This window comes from Geodermatophilus africanus (assembly GCF_900107105.1).
In the GTDB taxonomy this organism is placed as follows: Bacteria; Actinomycetota; Actinomycetes; order Mycobacteriales; family Geodermatophilaceae; genus Geodermatophilus; species Geodermatophilus africanus.
Genome location: NZ_FNOT01000002.1, coordinates 494,882 through 515,868, shown reverse-complemented (window position 1 = coordinate 515,868; position 20,987 = coordinate 494,882). Strand labels below are relative to the sequence as shown.

Sequence of the window (20,987 nt, the reverse complement as noted above, 5' to 3'; positions counted from 1 at the left end):
CCGAGGGTTCCTGTACGCCCAAGCGCACACCGCCATCGCGCTGTCGCGTCCGGCGCATCCTCGATCGACGATGACGACGAGGCGTGGGCCCGAGCGCTGCAGGCGGCCCTCGGGGAGGACGGCCTGGGGACCTGGAGTGTCCACGTCGCAGCAGGTGGCTGGATCACCACTATCATCGATGCTCCTACTGCGAGATTCCACCCACACCGCATCTCCGGGCGCCCCCGGCCGAGTTCCTTGACCGCAGCAGGCGGCTGACCATAATTAAGGTCATGACGACGCAGTCGCTGGCGGCGGTCAAGGCGCACTTCAGCCAGGTGATCGACGAGGTCGCCAGCACGCACGAGCGCGTCACCATCACGAGGAACGGCAGCCCGGTCGCGGTCATCCTCGCCGTCGAGGACTACGAGTCCCTGATGGAGACCTTGGAGATCCTCTCCGATCCCCGAGCGCGCTCGGACATCAGGCAGGCCGAGGAAGCGATGGCCGCCGGTGAGGTCTACGGCGAGGCCGAGGTGCGGGCCGCACTCGCTGCCCGCCGGCGGTGACCGGCCCTCGTCGCCACACCGTCGTCCTCTCTGCGGCGGCCAAGCGTGCCATCGAGCGAGACCTCCCCGAGCCGGTGGCTGTCGCGGTCGTCGACTTCCTCTACGGGCCGCTGACTGCGGACCCGTACCGCGTCGGGAAGCCGCTGCGCTTCGACCTCGAGGGCTACTGGTCCGCGCGACGGGGCCAGTACCGCGTCATCTACTCGATCCACGACGACGAGGTCCTCGTCAGAGTCGTGCGCATCTCGCACCGCGCCGACGTCTACGGCTGACCGGTACCTCCGTGCCGGCACCGGCATGTGCAGAAGCGCCGTGCTCCTCCTCGGACGCAGCAGGAACGCCCGTGGCCGGTGCCCCCTCGCCACGCCCCGCACCAGACGGATGGGTGGCCGGCTCGACAGCGGGGCGAAGATCAGGACCGGGAGGGCACGGGACGGGCATCTGAACAAGTTCCGGGCGCGAGAACTCACCCGATAACCCGCCTGTCTACGCTCATGCGCGACCTGGGATTTCCCGCTCTGCACAGCGCTATCGGGTTCCGCTCCCCGAAGATGCCGGGAGAACCCATGCGGGTCCAACCGAGCAGGGCCAAGCGTCCCACCAGCGAACGGCTGATCCCGCCGCTCCTGGGGACCTGGCACAGCGCTCACTCACCCGATGACCTGCCGCGGTGACGATCCGGCTCGAGGACCTGCTGGCGTCCTTCCGGCGGCACCTGCGGGCCGCCGCCAAGGCGCCGCGGACCATCGAGCTGTATGGCCAGTCCGTCGTCTACTTCAGCCGCTGGCTCGCCGATCGCGGCCGGCCGGCGACGTTGGACGAGCTGACCAGGCACGCGATCAGCGCCTGGCTGGCCGAGCTGGCCGAGACGTACGAGCCCTCCACCGTCGGCACCCGGCTGCGCGGCATGCGCCGATTCTGCCGCTGGCTGGTCACCGAAGGAGAACTCGAGAAGGCCCCCACCGACGGCATCGAGATCCCCAGCCCGCCCGATAAGCCGGTGCCGATCCTCACCGACGACGAGATCGCCGCGCTGCTCAAGGCCTGCGCGGTCGGCCGCGGCCGGCCCGGCATCTTCGACCGCGCCGTCTTCCTCGGCCGCCGCGACGAGGTGGTACTGCGACTGCTGCTCGACACCGGCGTGCGGGTGTCCGAGCTGTGCGGACTGGAGCTGACCGACGTCGACCTGGACCGGGAGCTGGCCTACGTCACCGGCAAGGGCTCCCGCCCCAGCGTGGTGCCGTTCGGCGCGAGGACCGCCCAGGCCGTGGACCGCTATCTGCGGGTGCGGGCGCTGCATCCGCACGCCCGGTCAACGCGGCTGCTGCTCGGCCAGCGCGGACCGATGACCCCCGACGACGCCCGCGACGTCCTCCACATCCGCGCCGCGCAGGCCGGGTCGCCGACGTGCACCCGCACCGGTTCGGGCACACCTTTGCCCACCGCTGGCTCGCCGGCGGCGGACAGCAACGCGACTTGATGATGCTCGCCGGCTGGCGCAGCGACGACATGCTGTCCCGCTACGCCGCCTCCACCGCCGTCGAGCGCGCCCACGACGCGCACCGGCGTCTCTCCTTGGGCGACCGGCTGTGAGCCGGTTCCCTGCTGAGGAGTCACGCGGATTCGTCGACCACGGGTAACCGGCGGACTACTGGAGCCAGCACAGGGGACCGCGAGCGATCTCGGCAGTCTTCCGAAGGCCTCAGTTCTTCTCCAGTGAACCTGCTGAATGCCGACTCGCCCTGATGACCTCCTGACCTGGCCGCGAACGCGACGATCAGGGCAGCGACTCCCGTCTGTGCGGGCCAGTCGCCTTGGAGACCGCGCCGACCGTGGAATCCTGCGAGTTGATCTTGAGGTCATTGATCACCGTTGGTCGACGATGGACATGCAGGTCACTCGCGGAGTAGCTCGTCGGCGACTGTTGGGTCGTACCTGAGGCTGACGGTGGTTTGTTGGTCGTAAGTTGGTCGCCCAGCCACCGACTCTCCCTTCGACGCGGTGCCCTGGAGGCGGCCTCAGGGACGCCATCTGAATGGTGCGGCGCCGGGAGACGGAGACTGGTACCGAGCACTGCCGAGGCGATGACGCCATCGAAACCCGGCTCCACGATCTCGCCCCGCAGCTCGGCCATCGATAGGCCGGTGCACAAGAAGACCTCGTGCCCGTTGGCGCGGGCAGCGACCACCGCCTTCCGTGCGCTCGGCGGGACGACCCCGCGATCGTTGACGAACGTCCCATCGACGTCCAGGAACACCGCCTTGCGACCCACACCGACTCCTTGCTCCTGATTGCGGTTCGGGTCCCGTCGTCAACGCCACCGTCGGTTGGCGACCCGCGCCAGGCCGTGGGCGTCGTGCATCTGGCGGCTGCTCTGCTCTCCGCGGTGGCCTCGTCGCCGCGCTTCACGCCCGAGGTGATGCTGGTGAGGACCGCGTCGAGAGCAGCCGGCGGACCACTGGTGAGGGTGAGCCTGACCGGGGGTGCGGCGCCAGCGGCGCCTGGGCGGTGACCCCCCAGGCCGGTGGGGGCCGGCGGTGCAGCTGACGGTCACTGTCCTCCCGTCGCTGTCGTCCCCTTCTCAGGTGCCCAGCAGAGCAGCAACGGCGTCGTGCGCCTGCGCGACACCCGACCGCAGGGCGACGTGCAGCTCGCCGCCCTGGTGGATGACCATGACGACTCCGGGCAGGGCGGTGAGGGCGGGCTCGTCCACGGCGGCGTCGTCCCGCAGCGTGAAGCGCAGCCGGGCCCAGCAGTGGGTCAGCGCGGCGACGTTGTCGGCGCCGCCGACGAAGGCGAGCACGTCGCGCGGGTCGGGTGTGGTCACGGGCGTCAGCTTCCTGGGGTGGTCGGGTTGCGGGAGAGCGCGTCGGCGGTGAGCCGGGCGACGTGCAGAGCCAGGTAGAGGACCTCCTCGCCGCCGACGTCCCAGCCGAAGCGGGTGGTCAGCAGGTCCGCGATGCGGACCGCGCAGGCGTGCTCCCGGGGGTGGGTGGTGCGCATGGCGTCGATGAGCAGGGTGCCGACGTCGGGTGACCGGGTGCCCTGCTGCTGCCGGTTGAACAGGTACCGCAGGTGGGTGACGAAGCGGGCGACCGGCACCGAGGCCTCGTCGATGTCGATCCCGAATTGCGCGCGGACGACGTCCAGGGTCTCCCGCAGCACCTCGGTCATGCGCGCCGTGGTCCCCAGGTCCGGTGCGCCGAACTGCGCGTTGACCAGGTGCAGGGCCAGGGGCACCGCCTCCAGCTCCGGTAGCCGCACCCCGCGGCGTCGCTCGATGATGCCCAGCGCTTCGCGCGCGAAGGCCGCCTCCGCCGGGTACAGGTGCTGCACCTCCCAGCGCAGCGGGTACTCGATCTCCGCGACGCGCTCCCGTGTCCGCCGCAGCGCGAAGCTGACGTGGTCGGCCAAGGGCACGAGCAGTGCATCGGTGACGTGCGGGCCGAGGGTGTCGCGGGCGGCGGTCAGGATCTCCTCGGTGACCTCGATGTCCTCGATGGGGATCTCGTCGACGAAGGCCGCCAGCCGCTCGGCGCTCGTCGAGCCGCCCGCGACGAAGGTCTTCTCGACCCGGCTCTGGTCGATCTCCGCGCCGGGTACGGCCTTGAACCCGAGCCCGCGACCGGAGAGCACGAGCTCGCGGCCCCGTGCGTCCACCGCGAGGACGACGTTGTTGTTGAACACCTTGGTGATGTGCACCGTCCCTCCTCTCGTGGACGACGGGGCCGGCCGGGTCAGGCGCCTAGGACAGGCCGTTGGCCCGGATGACGGACTGGTACCAGGTGAAGCTGTCCTTGCGGTACCGCGCGAGCGAGCGGAGGTCGGTCTCGTCGCGGTCGACGTAGACGAAGCCGTACCGCTTGCGCACGCCCTGGTGGGTCGAGACGAGGTCGACCGCCGACCAGGGGCAGTAGCCGAGCACGTCGACGCCGTCGGTGATCGCCTGCTGCATCTGCTCGATGTGCTGAGCGAGGTAGTCGATCCGGTAGTCGTCGTGGACGCGCCCGTCCTCGGTGAGGGTGTCGTAGGCGCCGAGGCCGTTCTCGGTGACCAGCAACGGCAGACCGTACCGGTCGGAGATCTGCCGGAACGTGGTCCGGAAGCCGACGGGGTCGATCTCCCAACCGAACGCGTTCTTCTTCAGGTGCGGGTTTTCCGCCGGCCGGTAGACGTCCGCGTCGCCGGTGACGATGTGCTGGTCGCCGGTGCCGCCGACGTCCGTGCCGTCCCCGCGGGGAGCGGCGACGGTGTGCGAGGCGTAGTAGTTGAAGGCGATGAAGTTTGGCTCCGCAGCGGCGAGCACCTGCAGGTCGCCGTCCTCGATCTGCGGGGCCCAGCCCTTCTCGGTGAGGTAGGCCCAGGCCAGGGTGTTGTAGCGGCCGCGGACGGCGACGTCGAGGTAGAGCCAGTTGCGGATCGCGCTGAAGTCCTCGGCCGCCACGACGTCCGCCGGGTCGGGTGAGGCGGGGTAGACGCAGGCGACGTTCGGCGCCGGCCCGACCTTGGCCTGCGGGGCGACGTCATGGACCAGGCGCATGACCCGGGCCTGCGCGAGCAGCATGTGGTGGTTCTGCTGGTGGACCTCGCGCTGCGGGTCCTCGGTCCCGGGTGGGAGGATTCCCAGCGCGGCACCGTGCATGACCATCATGTTCTGCTCGTTGATGGTCAGCCAGTAGGTGACCTTCTGGCCGAGCGCGTCGAGCAGCACGCGGGCGTACCGCTCGAAGGCGTCGATCGTCGCCCGGCTCGACCAGCCGCCCTTCTCCTGGAGGGCCTGCGGGAGGTCGAAGTGGTACATGGTCACGATCGGCTCGATCCCGGCGGCGCGGAGCTCGTCGACCAGGTCGACGTAGAACTGCAGGCCCTCGGGGTTGACCTCGCCGTCGCCGTCGGGGATGACGCGGCTCCAGGAGACGGAGAACCGGTAGGCCTTCAGGCCCAGCTCGGCGAAGAGGGCGACGTCGTCGCGGAACCGGTGGTAGTGGTCGCTGGCGACGGTGTAGTCGCTGGTCCCCTCGGGGTAGGACGCGCGGGCATCGATGACCGACGGACCCTTGCCGTCCTCGTCCCACGCTCCCTCGACCTGGTACGCGGAGGTGGAGGCCCCCCACAGGAAGCCCGGTGGGAAAGGTGTCAGCTGGCGGTGGTGCACGAGGTGTGCCTCCCGATCGTCGTCTGAACGGTGCGCTCAGGCCTCGTCCAGCGCGGCGCCGTTGGTGGCGATGACCCGCTGGTACCAGCCGAAGCTCTGCTTGGGAGTGCGGGCGAGGGTGCCGTTGCCCTCGTCGTCCTGGTCGACGTGGATGAAGCCGTAGCGCTTGGACATCTGCGAGGTGGAGAAACTGATGATGTCCAGCCCACCCCAGGCGGTGTAGCCGAGCAGCTGGACGCCGTCGGCGACGGCCTCGCGGGCCTGCTTGAGGTGCTCGCGGTGGTAGGCGATCCGGTAGTCGTCGTGCACGGTGCCGTCCTCGGCGACGGTGTCGACCGCGCCGAGGCCGTTCTCGACGACGAACAGCGGCAGCCGGTAGCGGCTCCAGAAGTCGCGCAGCGTGTAGCGCAGGCCCTTGGGGTCGATCTGCCAGCCCCACTCGCTGGCCTCGAGGTGGGGGTTCTTGATGCCGTTCATGAGGTTGCCCGGGGTTCCGCCGTGCTGATCGGGGTTCGCGGCCGAGACCATCGACATGTAATAGCTGAACGAGACGAAGTCGACGGTGTGCTCGCGGAGGATCTCGGCGTCGCCGGGCTCCATGACGACGGTGATGCCCTCGTCGGCCCAGTGCCGGCGGACGACGCCGTTGTACTCACCGCGCACGTGCACGTCGGTGAAGAACAGGTTCATCTCGTTGTCCTCCTGCGCCGCGAGGACGTCGTCGGGCGAGCAGCTCATCGGATAGAAGGTCATCCGGGCGAGCATGCAGCCGACCTTGGCGCCGGGGTTGACCTCGTGCGCGCGCCTGGTGGCCAGCGCGCTGGCGAGGAACTGGTGGTGCAGCGCCTGGAAGGCCCGCTGCCGGGTGTTCTCGCCCTCCCGCTCGATGATCCCGCCGCCGGTGTACGGCTCGAACAGGGTGGAGTTGATCTCGTTGAAGGTCAGCCAGTAGGTCACCAGGTCGCGGTAGCGCGTGAGCACCGTGTCGGCGTACCGCTCGAAGAGCCCGATCAGCCGGCGGTCCTCCCAGCCGCCGTACGTCGTGACGAGGTTCAGCGGCATCTCGTAGTGCGACAGCGTCACCACCGGCTCGATGCCGAGCTCGCGGAGCCGGGTGAACAGCCGCTCGTAGAACGCCAGGCCCTCCTCGTTCGGCTTCTCGTCGTCGCCGTTGGGGAAGATCCGGCTCCAGGCGATCGACGTGCGGAAGGCGGTGATGCCCAGCTGGGAGAGCAGCTCGAGGTCGGACTCCCACCGGTGGTAGAAGTCGACCCCGTACCGCTTGGGATAGCGGCCGGTGCCCTTCTCCGCGACGGCCTCGGCGATCCCGGCCTCGTCCACCCGCATGAGGTGCTCGAGGTTCGCGTAGTCGGTGGGGCGGCGGTGCGGGACGACGTCGGCCTGCGACAGGCCCTTGCCTCCCTGGTCGAAGGCGCCCTCGGCCTGGTTGGCGGCTATGGCGACGCCCCAGAGGAAGTCCTCGGGGAAGGTGGTCGGCTGGCTCTGCGGCACGGTGCTCTCCTGCGTTGGGATCTCGGTCGTGCTGGGCGGACGGCGGGTGGCCCTGGGGTGGCGTCCGGGCCGGGACGCCACCCCAGGGACCGGTCAGCGGGTCGCCGGTTCGGCGGTCAGGGCGGTGAGGTCGAGCACCGGGTCGCCCTCGCGGACGTCTTCGATGGCCTCGGGGACGACGACCGAGTAGTTCCCCGGGTTCGTGACGAGCATGACGGTGATCGGGTTGTAGCCCGCCGCCTTGATGCCCTCGATGTCGAACTCCGCCAGGAGCTGCCCGGCCTCGACGCGCTCGCCCTGGGCGACGCGGGGGGTGAAGTGCGCCCCGTCGAGCCGGACGGTGTCGATGCCGATGTGCACGAGCACCTCGAGACCGGAGTCGGTCCTGATCCCGTAGGCGTGCGGCATCGCGGCCAGCACGGTCCCGGCGACCGGCGCGTGGGCGCGGCCCTCGGCCGGAACGACGGCCAGGCCCGCACCCATCTTCCCGGAGGAGAACACCTGGTCCGGGACGGCGGCCAGCGGCACGGCCTGACCGGCGACGGGCGCGCCGACGGCGACGGCCTCGCTGGGCACCTCGCCGACCCGCACCGGGTCGACCGCGTCCTCGTCCGCGGCCGGCGCGGCAGCGGGCAGGTCCGTGAAGCCCAGCACGAACGTCAGGCTGAACGCGATGGCCATCGCCAGGCCAGTCCCCACGAGCTGCAGGGTGAAGTTGCCGATGTTGAGCGTCGAGGTGATCGTGATGGCCCCGGGGAGGACGAAGCCCTCGGCGGCCGAGCCGCCGGCCGCGGCGATGGCACCGCCGACCGCGCCGCCGATCACCCCATACACGAAGGGCTTCTTCAGCCGCAGGGTGACACCGTAGATCCCCGGCTCGGTGATCCCGGCCAGGAATCCGGAGATGCTCGCCGGGCCGGCGACCTCCTTGAGCTCGCGGTTGCGGGTCTTGAGGAAGACCGCGAAGCACGCGGCGGCCTGGGCGAGGACGGCGGCGAACAGCGGGCCGGTGAGCACCGAGTGCCCCTGCGTGGCCAGGTCCTGCACCATGACCGGGACGAAGCCCCAGTGGACGCCGAAGATGACGAACACCTGCCACAGGCCGCCGAGGATGGCGCCGCCGATCGCCGGGCTGAGGCTCCACAGCCCGCCGACACCCCCGGACAGACCGCGACCGACCCAATCGGCCACCGGGCCGATGAGCAGGAAGGTCAGCGGCACGATGACGGCGATGACCACCAGCGGGGTGAGGAAATTGCGCAGCGCCTCCGGCAGCACCCGGTCGAGCCCGCGCTCGAGGTGGGACTGCGCGTAGACAGCGAGGATCGTCGGGATGACCGCGGACAGGTAGCTGATCATCACGACGGGGATGCCGAGGAAGGTGATCTGCCCGCCCGCGCCGGCGAAGGCCTGCAGCGTCACCGTCGTGCCGTCAGCACCGGGCAGCACGGCGATCGTCGCGGAGTAGATCAGCGCGCCGGCGATGGCGATCGCGGTGAACTGGTTGGCCCGGAACTTCTTGGCCGCGGTCACCGCCAACAGGACCGGCAGGAACTGGAACACCGCGTCGCCGGCGGCGAACAGGATGGCGTACGTCGTCGTCGCGGCGAAGTCCGGAGCGATCCGTACCCCGACGGCGAGCAGGGCCTTGAGCAGGCCGGTCGCGGCCAGGACCCACAGGAAGGGCGTGAAGATGCTGGTGACCAGGTCGATGGCCTTCGCCAGGAGCCCGCCCTGACCACCTCCGGCGCCGACGGTCACCCCCGGCTTGGCGGCGAGCGCCTCGTAGACCCTGCCGACCGTGTTGCCGACGACGACCTGGAACTGACCGCCGGCCTCGACGACCGCAATCACCCCCCGGGTCGCCTCGACCGCGGCCTTGTCGGCCTTCGCCTTGTCCTTGAGCGCGAACCGCAGCCGGGTCGCGCAGTGCGTCACCGACGCCACGTTCTCGGCGCCGCCGACACCGCGCAGGACGCCGTCGGCGAGCTGCTCGTACTTGCTGTCGCTGGCCTGGGTGGCCATGACCCCTCCTCGGGTGAGCCGGGGTCGCGACCGCATTCAGGCAACAAAAAAACCCGAGCGCACGACCATCACGCCCCGGTCAGGGGGTCGGACGGAACGGCGCTCGGGTTTTGCCTGCTCGGAGCAGTAACAATCCCGGAACTGGATTGCGCGCCTCGGCGGCGCGTCCGGGAAAAGGTAAGGGCCGTCACGGAAGCGTGTCAAGCGTCACGTCAGGACGACGTTTGGCCGGCACCGCCAGCGCACCGGGAGCAGGCCGCGCGACCAGCGCGACAGCGAGCGCCGGCGGGCGGCCAACGCCCGGCGCGCCGCCCGCCACCGCGACCGTCACGGCCGCTGACCGCCAGGGCCGGCTACCCGACCCCCACCGGTCCCCGACGGCAGCACCCTCCGCCGTGGGCGCCGGCGCTGCCGTGCGAACGGTGGGTCCACCAACCCGGACCCCACTGGAGGAGTGACTGTGTCCCGAGCGGAGGTTCTGCGGGTTAGTCGACCAGCTTGCCGGCCACGAACCGCCCGATGTCGTACTGGGCCTCCTGGGTCGACCCGCCGACGTGCGGGGTGAGGATGACGTTGGGCAGGCCGCGCAGCACGGAGTCGAACGGTCCCCCTGCTCTCGCGGCTCGTCGGGGAACACGTCGACGGCGGCGCCGTCGATGTGGCCGCTGACGAGATGGTCGCGCAGCGCCTCGTGGTCGACGACGAAGCCGCGGGAGAGGTTGAGGAACAGGCTGCGATGGCGCATCCGGGCGAATTGCGCGGCGCCCAGCAGCCCCGCGTTGCCTGCGCGCCCGTCGACGTGCAACGTCACCGTCTCCGCGCGCTCGAGCAGCTCCTCCAGGCTGCGGCAGGCCTCGGCGTTGCCCAGAGCGAGCTTGTCTTCCAGGTCGTAGAACAGCACCCGCATGCCCAGGGCCTCGGCCAGCACCGACAGCTGGCTCCCGACGTTGCCGTAGCCGACGATGCCCAGCGTCCGGCCCCGAATCTCATGGCTGCCCTTCGCCGACTCGTCCCAGACCCCGGCGTGCAGCGCGCGGTCCCGGTCGTTCAGTCGCCGCAGGGCTCGCGCCGCCTGGGTCGGGCCTGGTACGACGCCACCCGCAACGAGCTGTTCCGGCGCGCAGGCGCCGTTCACGGCAACGTCGTGCAGCGCTCGCTCCGCCCGGCGGACATCCCCGAGGAGACCTACGCGGAGCTGGCGACCGAGGCCGGGCGTCGTTGGCCCACCCCGTGGGGGGACGCCATCGCCGACAGCATCGCCCGACGCGCCGTCACCGCCACCCCGATCAGCGAGTACCTGCCCGACCGGCTCGTTGCTGGCCGGCTGGTCCTGGTCGGGGACGCCGCGCACGTGCCCACCCCGATGACCGGCAGGGGCTTCGCTGCATCGCTGGCCGACGGGCAAGCGCTCGCCGGGGCAGTGGCACGGGCCAGGGCGGACCACGTGCCCGACGACCTCCTCGCCTACCAGCGGCAGCGGCTGGGACCGGCTCGGGCCCTCGTACAGTCCGGGCAGTCGTTCAGCCGATCGTTCGCCGGCCGCTGACGCGGGCAAGTACGCCGGCTCCTCCGCGGACGTTACGTGCCGATCCCGACTCTGGGGGCACCCGCGGTCGGTGGAGCGGCACGGAGCGATGCGTCGTGCACCGGCCGCGCCGGCGGGGCGGCGCGAGGAGGGGTCGGCTGCTGACGCAGCCGGCCCCTCGTGCCATGCGGGCTACTCGTTCGTGGGCGTGCGAAGCACACCGGCTACTCCCGGAACGATGTGTCTGCCTCGGCCGCTCAGCAAGCGGTGTCCGGGCCACCGGTGGGCACGCTCGACTGATGAAGGCGAATGTGCAGGTCATCGGCTTCGGGGCTCAACTGACGGTCTGCGCCCGTTCTCCCCTGCCGAGTTCGTCATCAGCCCCCGGGCGCAACGACGTCCTTTCTTGCAACCTCGACTTCTTCGTCCGGTAACCCCCTATTCATTGTCGGCAAGCATCACCGGCCGCAATGTCGCGTCGGGCGCGGGATGTTCCAGACGCGTCGTGAGCGCGCTCACGTGTGGACTTGAGTAGCGGGTCACGAAATACGTGTCGATGACCGTGCCCCATGACGGAGATCACGGCCATTGAGGCAAATCACAGTCCGAGAACATCAATCGGCACTCTCGCGAGCCAATACTGAGGTGAGCCCAATCGCTGGGCCACATTTAGCCAGAGAGGCTCCGCCATGCCCTTCGCCACCATTACGTCGCTACGCTCCTCGCTCACTCGGCGCCGCGCTGCGGGCGCGGCGCGTCGGCGCCTCGCACGTGAGCTGTCCTGCTATCGGACCCCGGCCGAGCGCCTCGAGCTGGATCTGGTCCTCGGCCGCCACTCCGCGGAGGAGACGGCCGAGGTCGACGCGATCCTCAGCCGGCAGGCCACCTCCGACTTGTACCGCCGCAGCGCCTGACCCACCGCGCTGCACCTTCTGCTCGGTGGACAACTGCCGGCTCCGAGGCCGGCGCGGCCGCGAGAGGGTCCGCGGGTCCCCGACGCGCCGAACTCGCGGGGCGACACCACAGCACCGGTGGCCGTGCCAGGATCGGACGGCTCGCCTGCATCCTCACGGGGCCCGCCGGGGAGGTCGAATGACAGACGTCCGCCCGCATGCTGCCGCCCCCGCGGTGCTGACCACCGCCGATGGGCAGGCCTACGCTTCCTTGCGCAGCCGGAGCACTCCCCGCGCGGAGCGGTACGCCCTCGGTCGCAGCCTGCGGCAGCAGGTGCCGCGCTCGGCGCTGTCGCAGTGGAGCACCTCGGCCGACCGGCGCGACGTCCTCGACCTGCTCGAGGAGTCGCATCGCGGCCGGATCAGCTGGCTGGTGCCGGTACGGATCGGGCGGATGGCCGCCTCGCCGTACGGCTTCCTGCGCGGCGCCGCCGTGGTGATGGCCGAGGACTTCGCCCGGCTGCCGGCCACCGGCATCACCCCGGTCATCTGCGGCGACGCGCACGTAGGCAACATCGGCTTCTACGGCTCCCCCGAACGGGAGCTCGTGCTCGACCTCAACGACTTCGACGAGGCCCACCCGGGCAGCTGGGAGTGGGACCTGCGCCGCCTCGTCGCGAGCGTCTGGGTCGCCGGACGGCAGAACGGCATGAGCGAGGACTCCTGCGCGGACGCCGCGACCTCCTGCGTGGCCTCGTATCGCAGCCAGCTCTGGGAGCTGTCGGGCCAGCCGCTGCTCTGGCGGTCGTTCCAGCGCCTGGACCTCGACCGGCTGCAGAGCGCGGCCGCCGACAAGGCGCTGCGCCAAGAGCTGGACCGGGCCGCGAAGAAGGCACGGTCCCGGACGAGTGACCGGGCGCTGCCCCGCTTCACCGAGCAGCACGAGGGACGCCGGCGCATCGTCGAGGAGCCACCGCTGATCACCCGGGTGGGCGCCGCCGAGGCGGACGAGCTGGCCGAGGCCCTGGACGGCTACCTGGCGACGCTCGCCCCGCACTGGCGCCGGATCCTCGGCGGCTACACGATCGTCGACATCGCCCACAAGGTGGTCGGCGTGGGCAGCGTGGGGCTGCGGGCGTACGTCGTGCTGTGTGAGGGGTCCGACCCGGACGACGTCCTGTTCCTGCAGCTCAAGCAGGCCCGACGCTCCGTCGTCGCGCCGTTCGTGCACGGCGACTCCGCCTGGCACGCCCACCAGGGCGAGCGGGTGGTGGAGTACCAGCAGGCACTGCAGACCGTGAGCGACCCCCTCCTCGGCTGGGCCAGCGTCGGCGGGCGGCAGTACTACGTGCGCCAGTTCCGCAACATGAAGGGCAGCGTCGCGCTGGACGCGATCGACCCGCGTGCCCTCGCCGACTACGCGGGGATCTGTGGTCAACTGCTGGCCAAGGGCCATGCGCGCACCAGCGGCGCTTCGATGATCGCCGGCTACCTGGGCAGGTCCGACAAGGTCGACCGCGTCCTGTGCGCGTTCGCCCGCGCATACGCCGACCAGACCGAGCAAGACCACCAGCGGCTCGTCGACGCAGTGGCGCGGGGCGCCGTCCCGAGTGAGCCGGGCGTGTGAGAGGCGGGCCCGCTACCTACATTCATCTGGCAGACACCTTCCTGGCCGCTGGGCCGATCATTGATCTCAGCCTGCGTCGGAAGGTAGGGGTGGCCACCGATACGGCTCGTGGCCTCGCCAGCCGTCGGCGGCGCTGCGTAGCCTCCGGGCGGTGGAGGACGGGATGAACAGATGGGTGCGTGGGGTCCCATAACCAACCCCCTTGAAGCGAGTAACCGCGCGCCACCGCCTTGCTTCAAGCGCTGAAGCATTGGAGTGCACTCCCGATTCCGCACGCCGGCGCGCCGGCCGTCCTATGCCTGCCAGCGCATGTCACACGGGTGTGTTCGCGCGCGCTGCAGGAGACCGCGGCCGAGACCCGCGCGTGGTCATGGCCAGCGCCGGCCTCCTGGCCGAGTCGCTCTCCGGCTCCTCGGGGAGGTCGGATCGGGCAGTGCGGTGCACAGATCACCGGTGATCCGCTCGAGTCGAGGACACCACACCGGGGCTCGAGTCGATGAACCCCTCAGTGTCGATGACGCGACGATCGGGCGGCCCCGCCGGTGGCGAGGCACACAACTCGAGGGCTCGAGGCTTTCCGTACGCCGGGCAAGGTGACCCACTCTGAACGGTCCGGGCGCGGGTATACGCCCTCGCGGCACCGAGGCTGTGGGCGGCCGGCTCGAGCCGTGGTCACAGGAGGCGCATGCACCATCGGACCGAGTGGCTGCTACCTGGTGCCAAGCGGACGACGTCCCCTCCACCCTGGAGCGCGTTGGGTGGGCAGGTCATCGGCTCGATCGCCACGGCGGACCGGTGCAGTTCCGGCTCGGGCCTGTCGGCGGTGTGGACCTGGACCCAGGGAAGACCGTCGGCGCGCCACTTGAGGACCACGCCAGAGGTGGGCTCCGCGGAGCACCGCGTGGACGAGCCCGTCCGGACCGGGGTCAGTTGCGGCAACGCGTGGTCCAGCTTGGCTCGGCGCAGTGGTCGACCGGCCCGAGGATCGAAGGCAGTCTCTTGGACGTCCCGGACCCGCACCTGCAGCAGGCGCTCAGGGTCGACGTCGAGCCATCGGTCGGCCGGCAACGTCAGCGTCCAGTCGTCGACCCGGCCCGACCACCAGGTAGGGCAAGACGGAGGCTCGGTAGGGGGCGTCCTCGACGCAGGTGTTCACGGCGTCAAGTTCCCAGGTGAGACCGGTTGGGTCCAGCTGGTAGGTGACACCGCCTAGGAGATGACCATGCTCGTCGGTGGCCTGCGCGTACTCGGCGCCAACACCGGCGGCGTGCAGCACGGCGTCTTCACCGACCGCCCGGGCGTGCTGTCGCAGGACTTCTTCCGCAACCTGCTCGACCTGGGCACCTCGTGGCGCACCTCGGTCGACACCGAGGGCGTCTACGAGGGGCCGGACGCCGACGGCACTGTCGCGCGCACCGCCACCGCCGCCGACCTGGTGTTCGGCTCGAACTCGATCCTCCGCGGCATCGTCGAGGTCTACTCGGCCGACGACGCGCGGGAGAAGTTCGTGCAGGACTTCGCCGCGGCGTGGGTCAAGGTCATGGAGCTCGACCGCGTCGACCTGCGGTAGACACCACCTGCCGCGGACGCCCCGGCCGCGTTGCGGGCCGGGGCGTCCGCGCGTCCAGCGGATCCGTGCACCGAGAGCGCTAAGATGGGCGCCTTCCAGGCTGGTGCGCTGCTGGCGAGCTTCGAGGTCGGCACGTGGGTCGACGTCGTGCACGGCAGCTCCGCCGGCGCCTTGTCGCCGGGGAAGGTCTCCGGCGCGAGCCGTCGGTGCGCCCGGCGTCCCGGACCCACCTCCGCCTCGCTCCCGCGGAACCGGTGAACGGATCAGGCCGCCGAGCCGTCGCCGGAGCGGGCAAGCATGCGATCACGATCGGCGGCGGCAGCGGTCCACGCGGCGACGCGGCGCAGGAACTGCGGTGCCACGAGGGTCACCGTCCTGCGGCCAGGTCGTCCGGCCGGTATCAGCGCGGTCCGGCCAGTCCGCCCGCGGTGTCGTCAAGTGTGACGGCGGCCCGACCGGCCTCCAATCGGGCGACCGGTACGCGGAAGGGGCTGCAGGAGACGTAGTCGAGCCCCACGTCGTGGAAGAAGTGGACGGAGTCGGGGTCGCCTCCGTGCTCGCCGCACACCCCCATCTTCAGTCCGGGCTTGGTGGACCGCCCCTCCTCGACCGCGACGCGGACCAGGCGTCCGACGCCGAACTCGTCGAGGGTCTCGAACGGCGACACGGTGAACACCCCCTTGTCGAGGTAGGCGGCGAAGAACGCTGCCTCGACATCGTCTCGGGAGAAGCCCCACGCGGTCTGGGTGAGGTCGTTCGTGCCGAAGGAGAAGAAGTCAGCGGCCTCGGCAATCCGCCCCGCCGTCAGCGCGGCCCGGGGCAGCTCGATCATCGTCCCGATCGGAACGTCGAGAGTCATGCCCTCACGATCGGAGACCTCGGCGAGCACGCCGTCGGTCTCGTCCCGGATCAGGTGCAGTTCCATCACCGACCCGACGAGCGGGACCATGATCTCCACCATCGGTCGACCGCCCGCCTTGATCCGGGCGGCCGCGGCTTCCGCAACGGCCCGCACCTGCATTGCGAACAACCCGGGCACGACCAGTCCCAGCCGCACCCCGCGCAGCCCCAGCATCGGGTTCGACTCGTGCAGCCGGTCCACCGCCGCCAGCAGCGCCTCGTCATCCGCGCTGTCCTCGCCGCGCTCGCGGGCAATGGCCACCCGCACGGACAGCTCGGTACGGTCGGGGAGGAACTCGTGCAGCGGCGGGTCGAGCAGCCGAACCGTCACCGGCAGTCCGTCCATGGCCTCGAAGAGCTCGAGGAAGTCGCTGCGCTGCAGCGGCAGCAGCGCCTCCAAGGCCGACGTCCGCGCCGCGGCGGAGCCGGCGAGCACTAGGCGCTCGATCAGTGCACGACGGTCACCGAGGAACATGTGCTCGGTGCGGCAGAGACCGATCCCCTGGGCGCCGAGCCTGCGGGCGCGTGCGGCGTCGTCGCGGGTGTCGGCATTCGCGCGAACCTGCATCCGCCGAGCAGAGTCGGCGTGGGCGAGGATGCGATCCACAGCGGTGACCAGCTCGGCGGTGTCCTCGTCGGCGTCCTCCAGCACCGCCTCCAGGCCCTCCTCCAGGTACCGCGAGACAGGAGAGGAGATCACGGGGACGTCGCCCAGGAACACCTCTCCGGTCGACCCGTCGATGGCGATCACGTCACCCTCGTTGATCACGGCGTCCCCGACCCGCGCCGTCCGAGCCACAGCGTCGACGTCGATGGCCTCCGCGCCGCACACACACGTGCGGCCCATCCCTCGGGCGACCACGGCGGCGTGACTGGTCTTTCCGCCGCGGCTGGTCAGCACCCCGGTGGCAGCGATCATGCCCTCGAGGTCGTCGGGGTTGGTCTCCCGGCGCACCAAGATCACCGACTCCCCCGCCACTGCCCGCGCCGCGGCTGCGCTGGAGTCGAACACCGCAGTGCCGACAGCCGCTCCGGGGGACGCGGCCAGGCCCTGGGCGAGCAGAGTTCGGTCGGCGGAGCGGTCGAACTGCGGGAACATCAGCCGGGCCAGCTGCTCGCCGGTGACCCGCTGCAGCGCCTCATCGAGCGTGATCAGTTGCTCGTCCACGAGCTGGGCGGCGATCCGGAACGCGGCTGCGGCGGTTCTCTTGCCGACCCGGGTCTGCAGCATCCACAGCTTGCCGCGTTCGACGGTGAACTCGATGTCGCACAGGTCCCGGTAGTGGGTCTCCAGCCGGCGCATGACCGCGTGTAGCTGATCAGCCGACGCGTGGTCCCGCTCCGCCAGACCGGTGAGGGTGAGAGGGGTGCGGATGCCGGCCACGACGTCCTCGCCCTGGGCGTTGGGGAGGTAGTCGCCGTACTCGCCCTGCTTGCCGGTCGCCGGGTCGCGGGTGAAGCACACCCCCGTGCCGGAATCCGGGCCGAGGTTCCCGAACACCATCGTGCAGACGTTGACCGCGGTGCCGAGGTCATGCGGGATGCGCTCCCGGCGCCGGTACAACATCGCTCGCTCGGTGTTCCACGAGTCGAACACCGCCTTGATCGCAAGGTCGAGCTGCTCCCGGGGGTGCTGGGGGAACGGCCGGCCCGTCTCCTGCTGGACGAGCTTGTTGTAGACCTCGACCAGCTCCTCCAGGTGGCCCGCCGTCAGGTCGACGTCCTCCGTGACGCCGTGCTCCCGTTTCATCGCATCCATCGCTTCGGCGAAGAACTCGCCCTCGATGCCGAGTACGGTCTTCCCGAACATGGCGATCAGCCGCCGGTAGGAGTCCCAGGCGAACCGCTCGTTACCCGCCACGGCGGCCAGCCCCCGAACTGACGCGTCGTTCAGCCCGATGTTGAGGACCGTCTCCATCATCCCGGGCATCGAGAATTTCGCCCCCGATCGCACCGACACCAGCAGCGGATCCTCGGGGTCCCCGAGCTGACGGCCGATCTGGTCCTCCAACGCCCGCAACGCCCGGGTCACTTGCACCCGTAGTTCGGACGGCACCACACCATCTGCGAGGTAACGCCGGCAGGCCTCCGTCGTCACCGTGAACCCAGGCGGCACGGGCAACCCCAACCGCGTCATCTCCGCCAGATTGGCGCCCTTGCCACCCAGGAGGTCCTTCTCGTCCTTGCCGCCCTCGGTGAACTCGTACACGTACTTGTGCATCGACGTCCGCCTCACGTCCTCGCCGGAACCCGGCATCCCACGGGTGTCATTCGGTCGTACCGACTCTCCGGCGTATGCGCGGGAGAGGCAGACCACGAGCTCGAGCCGGCCGACCTTGTCGCCGAATCCTGATGCTGGACCCACGTCGGTCCCGGCGTCGTCGAGCGCGCACAGCCATCGCGGAAGTCACCGTCGGCGCACCCGTGACCGCGTCCAGTCAAACCGCGCCCCACAGTGCTGCCGGTACCGGTCATGACGTCGACCTCGGGGTTTCGGAGAAGCGCTGCTCATCGCCACTCGATCGACCCCGAGTGTCGGGAGTCGGTCCACGAACCGTCAAGATGCATTTTCCCGTCTGTGCACCAAGCGCTCATATGAGCACGGCAAGGTGGGGGTTGTCCCCGCTGAGCCCCGTTCGGCTGAGCCGCTCCGACGCGGACGGATCGGCGGAGAGCAGAGCGGTTCTCCCGTCTGTCAGCGGGCTATGCCGGGTCAGCTTAGGGCCCGTGGGAAGTCAGCATTGGCGAGCCTGACCTGCGGTTACGACGGCCAGCAGCCGAGATCGAGCTTCCTGAGTGGCCGCTCTACGCTTCACCTGCACGGTCAGCACGTGACTCGATCCCAGGTCAGAGCGACTTGGCGGTCGGTCTCTGGACGCCAAAGCCCCGAGTCATCACCGGATCGCCGTCTCTCTACAGAGGCATCCGAGCAGGTGAACGGCGTGACTGACGACTTCCTCCGCGGTGGCGGCGACGATGCGGTCCTTGTACTCCTGGGCGGCCCGCGACTCCGCGCTGCTGAGGAAGCGGGTGCCCAGAGGGACCGCCTGGGCGCCGAGGTCGAGGGCGGCTGCGACCTGCTGTCCGGTCGCGATGCCCCAGCGGCGACGACCGGTAGCGAGGTGACCGCCTCCGCCGTCGCAGGCAGCAGGACCGACAGCGTCGTGGTGCCCCGCACGTGACCGCCCGCCTCGACGCCCTGGACCATCACGGCGTCCACACCGGCGGCCGGTGCTCTTGGTCCCCGCGTTCAGGGTCCTGTCGTCGCTGTTCCTGATCTGGCAACTGCCCTGGGAGACCTGGGCGCGCTTCGGCGTCTGGCTCCTCATCGGATTCGCCATCTACTTCGCCTACGGCCGCCGGCACTCGCTGCTCAACCCCGACAGTCCGCACCACCGACCCCAGCCGACCTCAACCCCCTGACGGACGCGGGGTGATCGGCGGAGGCCACGCCCGGCCTCAGGGTCTCTGTGCGCCCGTGGGATCCCGGTGAAGGACGGCTGATCCGCGCAGGAGGACCTGCATCAACCGCTGGTCACCCGGTCGGCGTCCTCGAGCGGTCGGTCTGGGTCGCCGAACGCTGCGCGCGCGGACGGCGGCGTCGCGGTGACCAACGGAGAGGCCCGGCCCCAGGGTCACGCTCATCCGAGCGGAGTCCCGCCGTGAGCCGGGAAGGCGCGGCGGACAGCCTGGCGTGGCCGCGCCACGAGATGTAGGGAGGAGCCGTTCCAGCCGTCGATGAGGGAGCACTCCCATGGCCAACAAGTCGCCGCACGACAACCACTCCGCGAAGACGTCGGGCAAGGCCGTCAAGGTCAAGCGCAACGAGCGCAAGGAGAAGCAGCGGGCCGCCACAGAGATGGAGCGGCTGATGCACCCCCGGAGGGCCAGGAGCTGACCAGCCGTCGCGCCGATCCGGCCGGCAATGGGAGCCTCCTGCAGCCGGCTCCTGGCTCGGCAGCCGGCTCACGGCGTCGTCCACCAGGTCGATGGGCTCTCGGTGACGTCCCAGGAAGTGGTGTCGCTGGTCGGGGGTCCCGAGCTCGTCGGCGAAGTGCTGGCGTGCGAGGGGCCACCGCGTGGATCTTCTGCGTGTTCCCGCCAAGGTCCACTCAGAGAGGCCACGCGATGGCCCTGGACCGGACGATCGAGCTCTACAGCCATTCCGTCCGGTACTGCAGCCGCTGGCTGACCGACCGCGGCCGGCCGGCGACGCTGGACGAGCTCACCCGGCACGCGGTGGCCACCTGGCCGGCCGAGCTGGCCGAGACGTGCGAGCCCTCCACCGTCGGCACCCGGCTGCGCGGCGTCGCCGGGACGTCACGGGACGACGTCCGGGATGATGTTCTGGCTCTCCTTGGGCGGACGGACGTAGTCGTCCTCGACCGGCGGCCGGGGCGGCAACGTCGGCGCCTCAGGGGTGAGGTCCTCGTAGGGCACCTGGCCCAGCAGGTGGTGGATGACGTTGAGCCGGGCGCGCTTCTTGACCTCGGCGTCCACCACCCACCAGGGGGCCTCCGGGATGTCGGTCGCGGCGAACATCGCGTCCTTGGCGCGGGAGAAGTCGACCCAGCGGTTGCGGGCCTCGAGGTCCATGGGGCTGAGCTTCCAGCGCTTGGTGGGGTCCTTCAGGCGCGCCTGGAAGCGCTTCTCCTGCTCGGTGTCGCTGACGGAGAACCAGTACTTGATCAGTGTGACTCCGCTGCGGACGAGCATGCGCTCGAACTCGGGACACGACCGCAGGAACTCCTGGTACTCCTCGTCGGTGCAGAAGCCCATGACCCGCTCGACGCCGGCGCGGTTGTACCAGGAACGGTCGAGCAGGACCATCTCGCCCTTCGCGGGCAGATGGGCGACGTAGCGCTGGAAGTACCACTGGCCCTTCTCGCGCTCGGTGGGTGCCGCGAGCGCGACTACCCGTGCGGCGCGGGGGTTGAGTGTCTCGGTGATCCGCTGGATCGCCCCGCCCTTACCCGCGGCGTCACGGCCCTCGAAGATCACGACGACCCGCAGGCCGCGCGCCCGGATGAACTCCTGCTGCTTGACCAGCTCCACCTGCAGCCGCGCGAGTTCTTCCTCGTAGTAGGCGGTGCCGACCTTCCTCGGGGACGGGGGCGCCTCTTCGACGGACGGCGACGATGCACGCTGAGCGGCCATGGTGCGGAGGATCGCTCCCCGGCGACCCGGCGGCAAGCCGGGGTCGGCGCCCCGTCGAACCGGCAGTTCGGCCGG

At 70.5% G+C, this 20,987-nt stretch carries 20 protein-coding genes and 1 pseudogene; 9 read left to right on the top strand and 12 right to left on the bottom strand.

The genetic code is table 11. The features are described 5' to 3' along the window. Positions 1–272 precede the first annotated feature (272 nt). The 3 genes from BLW63_RS05140 to BLW63_RS05130 all read left to right on the top strand — a co-directional run bounded on the left by BLW63_RS05140 (position 273) and on the right by BLW63_RS05130 (position 2,028). On the top strand, positions 273–548 hold the full coding sequence (locus BLW63_RS05140; protein ID WP_091152103.1) for a type II toxin-antitoxin system Phd/YefM family antitoxin: 276 nt from the start codon (positions 273–275) through the stop codon (positions 546–548). Further along, the gene (locus tag BLW63_RS05135) at positions 545–820 is read left to right on the top strand and encodes a type II toxin-antitoxin system RelE family toxin (protein WP_091152100.1); all 276 of its coding nucleotides are present in this window, start codon (positions 545–547) and stop codon (positions 818–820) included. The genes BLW63_RS05140 and BLW63_RS05135 overlap by 4 nt, the downstream gene beginning before the upstream one ends. Before the next feature lie 398 nt (positions 821–1,218). Continuing rightward, entirely contained in the window at positions 1,219–2,028 is an 810-nt protein-coding gene (locus BLW63_RS05130) for a tyrosine-type recombinase/integrase (protein WP_091152098.1), read from the top strand. 297 nt (positions 2,029–2,325) lie between these two features. Here BLW63_RS05130 and BLW63_RS05125 read toward each other — a convergent pair whose 3' ends face one another. The 7 genes from BLW63_RS05125 to BLW63_RS28760 all read right to left on the bottom strand — a co-directional run bounded on the left by BLW63_RS05125 (position 2,326) and on the right by BLW63_RS28760 (position 10,375). After that, a complete protein-coding gene (locus BLW63_RS05125) occupies positions 2,326–2,820 on the bottom strand; it encodes an HAD hydrolase family protein (RefSeq protein WP_091152096.1) in 495 nt (164 codons plus the stop codon). A 309-nt stretch (positions 2,821–3,129) separates the two neighbouring features. After that, positions 3,130–3,375 (bottom strand): PTS sugar transporter subunit IIB, encoded by a 246-nt coding sequence (locus BLW63_RS26685; RefSeq protein ID WP_170856649.1) that lies wholly within the window; start codon positions 3,373–3,375, stop codon positions 3,130–3,132. A 5-nt stretch (positions 3,376–3,380) separates the two neighbouring features. Continuing rightward, positions 3,381–4,250 (bottom strand): PRD domain-containing protein, encoded by an 870-nt coding sequence (locus BLW63_RS05115; protein WP_091152092.1) that lies wholly within the window; start codon positions 4,248–4,250, stop codon positions 3,381–3,383. 43 nt (positions 4,251–4,293) lie between these two features. Continuing rightward, positions 4,294–5,703 (bottom strand): glycoside hydrolase family 1 protein, encoded by a 1,410-nt coding sequence (locus BLW63_RS05110; protein WP_091152090.1) that lies wholly within the window; start codon positions 5,701–5,703, stop codon positions 4,294–4,296. A 36-nt stretch (positions 5,704–5,739) separates the two neighbouring features. Continuing rightward, a complete protein-coding gene (locus tag BLW63_RS05105; RefSeq protein WP_091152088.1) occupies positions 5,740–7,215 on the bottom strand; it encodes a glycoside hydrolase family 1 protein in 1,476 nt (491 codons plus the stop codon). Between the two features lie 93 nt (positions 7,216–7,308). Next, positions 7,309–9,240: a beta-glucoside-specific PTS transporter subunit IIABC gene (locus BLW63_RS05100; RefSeq protein ID WP_091152086.1), complete on the bottom strand. Its 1,932-nt coding sequence runs from the start codon at positions 9,238–9,240 to the stop codon at positions 7,309–7,311. 187 nt (positions 9,241–9,427) lie between these two features. Next, on the bottom strand, positions 9,428–10,375 hold the full coding sequence (locus tag BLW63_RS28760; protein WP_342028686.1) for an NAD(P)-dependent oxidoreductase: 948 nt from the start codon (positions 10,373–10,375) through the stop codon (positions 9,428–9,430). Between the two features lie 9 nt (positions 10,376–10,384). Here BLW63_RS28760 and BLW63_RS05090 point away from each other — a divergent pair, with 9 nt between their 5' ends. The 3 genes from BLW63_RS05090 (at position 10,385) to BLW63_RS05080 (ending at position 13,285) form a co-directional block, all read left to right on the top strand. Continuing rightward, positions 10,385–10,786 (top strand): FAD-dependent oxidoreductase, encoded by a 402-nt coding sequence (locus tag BLW63_RS05090; RefSeq protein ID WP_091152084.1) that lies wholly within the window; start codon positions 10,385–10,387, stop codon positions 10,784–10,786. Positions 10,787–11,454: 668 nt separating this feature from the next. Further along, entirely contained in the window at positions 11,455–11,679 is a 225-nt protein-coding gene (locus BLW63_RS05085; protein ID WP_091152081.1) for a hypothetical protein, read from the top strand. A gap of 178 nt (positions 11,680–11,857) precedes the next feature. Continuing rightward, a complete protein-coding gene (locus BLW63_RS05080) occupies positions 11,858–13,285 on the top strand; it encodes a DUF2252 domain-containing protein (protein ID WP_091152079.1) in 1,428 nt (475 codons plus the stop codon). A gap of 672 nt (positions 13,286–13,957) precedes the next feature. Here the strand turns inward: BLW63_RS05080 and BLW63_RS28875 are convergent. Further along, positions 13,958–14,365, bottom strand: a pseudogene (locus BLW63_RS28875) (aldose epimerase family protein); the annotation flags it as partial. 142 nt (positions 14,366–14,507) lie between these two features. Between BLW63_RS28875 and BLW63_RS05070 the strand changes: the two are divergent. Continuing rightward, complete coding sequence (locus BLW63_RS05070; protein WP_211517004.1) at positions 14,508–14,855, top strand: peroxidase family protein; 348 nt, start codon at positions 14,508–14,510, stop codon at positions 14,853–14,855. A gap of 400 nt (positions 14,856–15,255) precedes the next feature. Here BLW63_RS05070 and ppdK read toward each other — a convergent pair whose 3' ends face one another. Continuing rightward, positions 15,256–17,976 (bottom strand): pyruvate, phosphate dikinase, encoded by a 2,721-nt coding sequence (gene ppdK, locus BLW63_RS05065; protein WP_091152287.1) that lies wholly within the window; start codon positions 17,974–17,976, stop codon positions 15,256–15,258. Between the two features lie 673 nt (positions 17,977–18,649). Then, positions 18,650–18,850 (bottom strand): nitronate monooxygenase, encoded by a 201-nt coding sequence (locus BLW63_RS28870; protein ID WP_425284238.1) that lies wholly within the window; start codon positions 18,848–18,850, stop codon positions 18,650–18,652. A gap of 136 nt (positions 18,851–18,986) precedes the next feature. Here BLW63_RS28870 and BLW63_RS05055 point away from each other — a divergent pair, with 136 nt between their 5' ends. Next, on the top strand, positions 18,987–19,178 hold the full coding sequence (locus tag BLW63_RS05055) for an amino acid permease C-terminal domain-containing protein (protein WP_244522362.1): 192 nt from the start codon (positions 18,987–18,989) through the stop codon (positions 19,176–19,178). A 331-nt stretch (positions 19,179–19,509) separates the two neighbouring features. Further along, on the top strand, positions 19,510–19,653 hold the full coding sequence (locus tag BLW63_RS26680; protein ID WP_170856648.1) for a hypothetical protein: 144 nt from the start codon (positions 19,510–19,512) through the stop codon (positions 19,651–19,653). A gap of 256 nt (positions 19,654–19,909) precedes the next feature. Here BLW63_RS26680 and BLW63_RS28485 read toward each other — a convergent pair whose 3' ends face one another. Together BLW63_RS28485 and ppk2 are read right to left on the bottom strand one after the other, a co-directional pair. Then, the gene (locus tag BLW63_RS28485; protein ID WP_280140483.1) at positions 19,910–20,041 is read right to left on the bottom strand and encodes a hypothetical protein; all 132 of its coding nucleotides are present in this window, start codon (positions 20,039–20,041) and stop codon (positions 19,910–19,912) included. Positions 20,042–20,075: 34 nt separating this feature from the next. Beyond that, positions 20,076–20,912 carry a polyphosphate kinase 2 gene (gene ppk2, locus BLW63_RS05050; RefSeq protein ID WP_091152073.1) on the bottom strand — a complete coding sequence of 279 codons (837 nt, stop codon included), beginning with the start codon at positions 20,910–20,912 and terminating at the stop codon, positions 20,076–20,078. Between the last annotated feature and the right edge of the window lie 75 nt (positions 20,913–20,987).

Bases quoted from the DNA above. Each gene is read 5' to 3' on its own strand.
- BLW63_RS05140 (WP_091152103.1), top strand. From the start codon at position 273: ATGACGACGCAGTCGCTGGCGGCGGTCAAGGCGCACTTCAGCCAGGTG.
- BLW63_RS05100 (WP_091152086.1), bottom strand. From the start codon at position 9,240: ATGGCCACCCAGGCCAGCGACAGCAAGTACGAGCAGCTCGCCGACGGC.
- BLW63_RS05085 (WP_091152081.1), top strand. From the start codon at position 11,455: ATGCCCTTCGCCACCATTACGTCGCTACGCTCCTCGCTCACTCGGCGC.
- BLW63_RS05080 (WP_091152079.1), top strand. From the start codon at position 11,858: ATGACAGACGTCCGCCCGCATGCTGCCGCCCCCGCGGTGCTGACCACC.
- BLW63_RS05070 (WP_211517004.1), top strand. From the start codon at position 14,508: ATGCTCGTCGGTGGCCTGCGCGTACTCGGCGCCAACACCGGCGGCGTG.
- ppdK (WP_091152287.1), bottom strand. From the start codon at position 17,976: ATGCACAAGTACGTGTACGAGTTCACCGAGGGCGGCAAGGACGAGAAG.
- BLW63_RS26680 (WP_170856648.1), top strand. From the start codon at position 19,510: ATGGCCAACAAGTCGCCGCACGACAACCACTCCGCGAAGACGTCGGGC.
- ppk2 (WP_091152073.1), bottom strand. From the start codon at position 20,912: ATGGCCGCTCAGCGTGCATCGTCGCCGTCCGTCGAAGAGGCGCCCCCG.